Genomic DNA, 4,730 nt, shown 5'->3' on the forward strand with positions numbered 1-4,730 from the left:
GTGTCGGCCTCGAGCAGGGGCGGCAGGCCCGGCGCGCCCTCGGCCACCCGCGCGTCGAGCTCCTCGCGCAGCACCGCCAGCCGGCGGGCGCGGCGGCCGAGGTGCATCTTCACCAGCCACTCGGAGTACGCCGTGTCGGCCGCGGCGCGCAGGCACAAGACGAGCTCGGCGACCTCGGGGGCGGGCTGGTCCAGGTCGTCGTGGGCCACCACCTCGGCGGCCGCCTGCTCGAGCCGCCGCGCCGCCTCCTCGAGCTCGCGCCGGGCCAGCTCGCCCTCGCGGACCGCGGCCAGGGCGTCGCCCGCCCACTGCACCCTCTCGGCCTCCTCGACCGAGCCCACGGGCAGGTCGATCCGTGAAGGGCCGAGCACCACGATCAAGCGCCGGGCGATCGCCACGAGCCGGTCGACCGAGCGCAGCGCGACGAGCACGTCGGTGAGTCCGTCGACGAGCTCGTCGCGCGGAGTCAGCGGCGGCACCGGTACGCCCGCGGGGGCGAGCTCCGCCTCCAGGTCGGCGGCCCGGTCCGCGACCTCGACGAACCGCAGGACGGCGGCGGCGCCGGCCGCGTCGGTGACCGGCTCGCCGTCGACGCGGGCGCTCTCGAGCAGGCGGGCGGCGGTGCGTTGGGCCTTGCCGCGGAACCAGCGCCGGGACTGCTGCCCGGACGCGAGCTGGGTCTCGAGCGCGCTGAAGGCCTGCCGCGTCTCCGCGGTGGGCTCGACCCCCTCGACCTCGGTGTCGCCGAGCTCGGTGGCGACGGCGATCAGTCGCTCGATCGCCTCGGCCTGACCCCACACGCGCCGCCACCCCTCGCCGTGCGGATCGGCGAGCGCGAGGTCGGCGACCTTCACGACCCACGCCCGACGATGCTCGAGCACGTCGCCCAGGCGGGCCTTGACCTCTCGGATCACCGTGAGCACCTCGCCGGCGTCGGGCCGGTCGAGGATGTCGCGCAGCCCCGGGTCGAGCTGGCGGGCGGCGAGGTCGGCGCGGGTCACCCGGTCCGCGAGGCGGCGTACCTGCTCCTCGGTGGGCACCGACTCCTCGGGCGGGAAGGCCTGCCGCCTGCGGCGCCGGTGCTCGGGGGTGTCGCGGGCGTGCAGCCGGACCAGCCGCAGCAGCTCCTCCTCGGTCACCGGTCGGTCGCCGTGCACGGGCAGCGGGAGCCACCGCAGACCCGGGTCGGGCACCTGCGGCGCCGGTGCGGCCGGGAGCTCGACCGCGAGCCGGTCGCGGGCCATCTCGAGCACGACGCCGTCGGTGCCGGTCACGACCACGGTCAGGCCGTCGGCCACGAGTCCGACCGCCGTGGCGACGAGCACGTCGGCCGGGGCGTCCTCGGCTCCGAGCACGACGCGCTCCAGGCGTCGCTCCGGCTCCTGGCCACCTCCCACGGCACACCCCGTTCACCCGATCTCGCCGCGCCCGGGCCGGACGCGTCCTGACCCGATGCTAGGGCGGGACCGGGTCAGCGTGGTTCGAGCCGCGCGAGCAGGTCGTTGGTGTGCCGGATCTGCTGCCACGAAGCGGGTACGCCGGCGGGCGCCGATCGCGCCTGGAAGTCCGGCGGGAACCCGTTCTCCTCGGTGGCCGCCGGGCGTCGACCGGTGTAGAGCCAGGCGTCGAAGAACGATCCGAGGTCCTGGCCCGAGACCTGCTCCGCGAGCGCGATGAACTCAGGCACCGACGCGTTGCCGTAGCGGTGGTCGGCGGCCCAGGTCCTCAGCACGGTCGCGAACGCCGCGTTGCCGATCCGGGTGCGCAGCGCCTGTAGGGTCATCGCCCCGCGCTCGTAGACGGCCCCGTTGAACTCGTTGTGCGCGCCCGGGTCGCCGATCTTCACGTCCCAGAACCGGTCGCGCGGCGGGAACGCACGCCAGTCCTGGCGGAACAGCCTGGCCGCCGAGCCGTCGCCGTGCTTCTCCGACCACAGCCAGGTCGCGAACGTCGCGAACCCCTCGTTGAGCCAGATGTCGCGCCAGTCGTGCACCGACACCGAGTCGCCGTACCACTGGTGGGCGAGCTCGTGGACGACCACGTAGATGTTGGGCCCGTTGCTCCAGAACCCGCGCGTGTAGACCGGGCGGGTCTGGTTCTCCAGCGCGAAGCCGAAGTCGGCCGCCGGCGCCACCCCGCCCATCGCCTCGAAGGGGTAGGGCCCGAAGTGGCGGGCCTGGAAGCGCAGGATCCGCGGCGTCTGCTCGAGCGCGGCGGCGGCGTACCTGCCTTCCTTGCCGCCGTGCGAGGCGACCGCGGTGATCACGGGCAGGCCGTCGGCGCGCGAGCGGGTGATGTCGAACTGGCCGACCACGAAGAACGCGAGGTACGTCGCCATCGGCGTGGACTCGCGCCAGTGCCAGGTGCGCTTGGCGTGCTGGTCCTTCTTCGACACCAGGACCCCGTTGCCCAGGGCCTCGAGGCCCTTCGCGACCGTGACCCGGACGTCGAACGTGGCCTTGTCGCGCGGGTGGTCGTTGGCCGGGAACCACCACGCGGCGATCTCGGGCTCCCCGACCGCGGCGACGCCGTCGGCGGTGCGGATCCACGGCTTGATGCCGTCGGAGCGGATCGTCGACGGCACGCCGGCGTAGGTGACCTGGACCTTCATCGCCGCGCCGGTGGACAGCTCCTGCGCGGGCGTGACGACCAGCTCGTGGCGGCCCTGGGTGTAGGTCGCGCGCTCGCCGTTGACGCGCACGCTCGAGACCGGCAGCACGAAGTCGAGGTTGAACCGGGACAGGTCCTGGGTGGCGTGCGCGCGGATGCGGGTGGTGCCGCGCAGCCGGTCCGTGCGCGGCACGTAGGACACCCGGATGTCGTAGTGGTCGACGTCGTAGCCCCCGTTGCCGTAGTCGGCGTAGTAGGGGTCGCCGATGCCGCGCGCGCCCGGCGAGCCGGCCGCGGCCCGGTCTCCGTCGGGCGCCGCGGCCTGCGCGACGCCGAGCGGCAGCAGCAGGGCGGCTGCCGCGGCGAGAGCGGTACGTCGTACTCGTGCTGGTCGTGCCATGGTCTGGTCCTCCCCGAGTTGCGGTCACCCCGATGTGGCCGCGCGGAGCCAGCCAATCACGGGCTGCTGAGCGGGTCCAGCGGGCCGGGCGCCGGGTCCTCGGCGTCGATCAGTGAGGGCGGTCCGGTGACCAGCCCGACGTCGGCGTCGGGCGCCCCGGCCCGCGCGTCGGCGAGCACGTCGGCGGGGACGTGCTGCTCGAGGAAGCGCTGCGCCAGGCGCGTCGAGGGGTGGATGCCGACGGTGGCGACCACGATGATCCCGGCGATGACGAGCCAGCCGGTGGCGCCCCAGTTCATCGCGAGGAACGTGAAGACCGCGGGCGCCCACACCTTGCCGAGGGTGCCGCTGAGCTCGGCCGCGCCCTGGTAGGCGCCGCGCTGGCGGGGGTCCATCAGCTCGGCCTCGAAGGACCAGCTGGCCGCCGACAGGTAGAGCTCGGCGCCGGTCACCGTCACGTGGCCGAGCCAGACCAGAGCGATCGTGGTCCACCCGACGGTGTCGTGGGTCGCCAGGGTGATCAGGCAGGAGACCACGAAGAACGTCGAGGAGATCCGCACCGCCTTGAGCGCGGTCGGCACGTTGTGCACGCTGCGCGCGGCGGCCATCGGCAAGAAGATGCACATCACGGTGTTGGTGCCGAACAGGAAGGCCAGCAGCACCCGGGGCGCGTCGGTCTGCTCGACCAGCCACAGCGGGATCACGATGTTCAACAGCACCTGGTTGGTCCAGAACACGCCGGTGAAGAACGTCGTCAGCAGCCACCCGAGGTTGCGCAGCGGGCCCGGTCCGGGGACCTTCACCTTGCGCTCCTCCACCGAGAGGTCGTCGTGCGACGCCCGCGGCAGCCCCGTGATCGCGAGGGCGTTGACCAGGAACACTGCGGCGGTGAACCACGGCAGGCCGTGCAGGAGCGTGTTGGAGTCGAACGCCAGCGCGATGCCGCCGAGCAGCGAGCCGAGGGTGAACCCGACATTGAGCGCGGAGTACATGTACGCGCGCGACTTCACCCGCTCGTCGGCGGGCAGCACGTCGATCGTGTAGGCGCCGTAGGCCGCACCGCCGAGCGCCCCGATCACGTCCATGACGACGGCCATCGCGAGATAGCCCTGGAAGTCGGTGATGAACGGCCACACCGCGAACATCGCGGCCTGCCCCAACGCGCTCACCGCCCACATCCGCTTGGGCCCGAAGCGGTCGACGAGCTTGCCCATCGGCAGCGCGGCGAGGAACGCGGCGGCGCCCGCACAGGTCAGGCCGAGGCCGACCTGGGACGCGGTCAGCCCGACGATCTGGGTGAAGAACACCGCCGACCCGGTCATGAACGTGCCCTCGCCGAGCGCGAACAACAGCGACTGGACCGAGAGCCGGCCGGCCAACGGCGAGGGTGGGCGCGCATAGCGCACGAGAGTCGCGAACATCGTGGGCGATTCTCCGCCACCGATCGCCGGGTGTCGTCTGCTTTTCCGAGGCCACCCGGTGGTTCAGGTGCGAGCGCAGCGAGCCTGGAACCCCTCAGGCCGCGGAGACCCCGCTCGCCGCCGCGAGTCGCAGCAGGCGCCCGCGGGCCGGGTCGGGCACCAGACCGGCCCAGTGCTCCCAGGCCGCCCGGTGCTCGGGTCGCGCCAGCTGGCGGCGGGCCTCGTCGTACGCGTGGACGTTGACGGCCGCGGCGGCGACGTACGCCGCGTCCTCGTCGCCGCCGAACGAGCCGTCGGCC

General features: G+C 73.6%; 4 protein-coding genes. All 4 read right to left on the reverse strand.

All coding sequences use genetic code 11. The features are described from left to right. A partial coding sequence (locus tag VGD85_RS15195; RefSeq protein WP_331064274.1) for a hypothetical protein occupies positions 1–1,397 on the reverse strand: 1,397 nt, incomplete at its 3' end. Positions 1,398–1,471: 74 nt separating this feature from the next. Continuing rightward, positions 1,472–3,010, reverse strand: coding sequence for a M1 family metallopeptidase (locus VGD85_RS15200; protein WP_331064275.1), 1,539 nt, complete (start codon positions 3,008–3,010; stop codon positions 1,472–1,474). Between the two features lie 56 nt (positions 3,011–3,066). Continuing rightward, positions 3,067–4,431, reverse strand: coding sequence for an MFS transporter (locus VGD85_RS15205; RefSeq protein ID WP_331064276.1), 1,365 nt, complete (start codon positions 4,429–4,431; stop codon positions 3,067–3,069). A gap of 94 nt (positions 4,432–4,525) precedes the next feature. After that, the coding region (locus tag VGD85_RS15210) for a hypothetical protein (protein WP_331064277.1) at positions 4,526–4,730 on the reverse strand (205 nt) is incomplete at its 5' end.

The organism is Nocardioides sp., assembly GCF_036401255.1.
Classification (GTDB): domain Bacteria; phylum Actinomycetota; class Actinomycetes; order Propionibacteriales; family Nocardioidaceae; genus Nocardioides.

What these genes read in the sequence shown, in the direction of transcription:
- VGD85_RS15205 (WP_331064276.1), bottom strand. Translation starts at nt 4,431, where the DNA reads ATGTTCGCGACTCTCGTGCGCTATGCGCGCCCACCCTCGCCGTTGGCC.
- VGD85_RS15200 (WP_331064275.1), bottom strand. Translation starts at nt 3,010, where the DNA reads ATGGCACGACCAGCACGAGTACGACGTACCGCTCTCGCCGCGGCAGCC.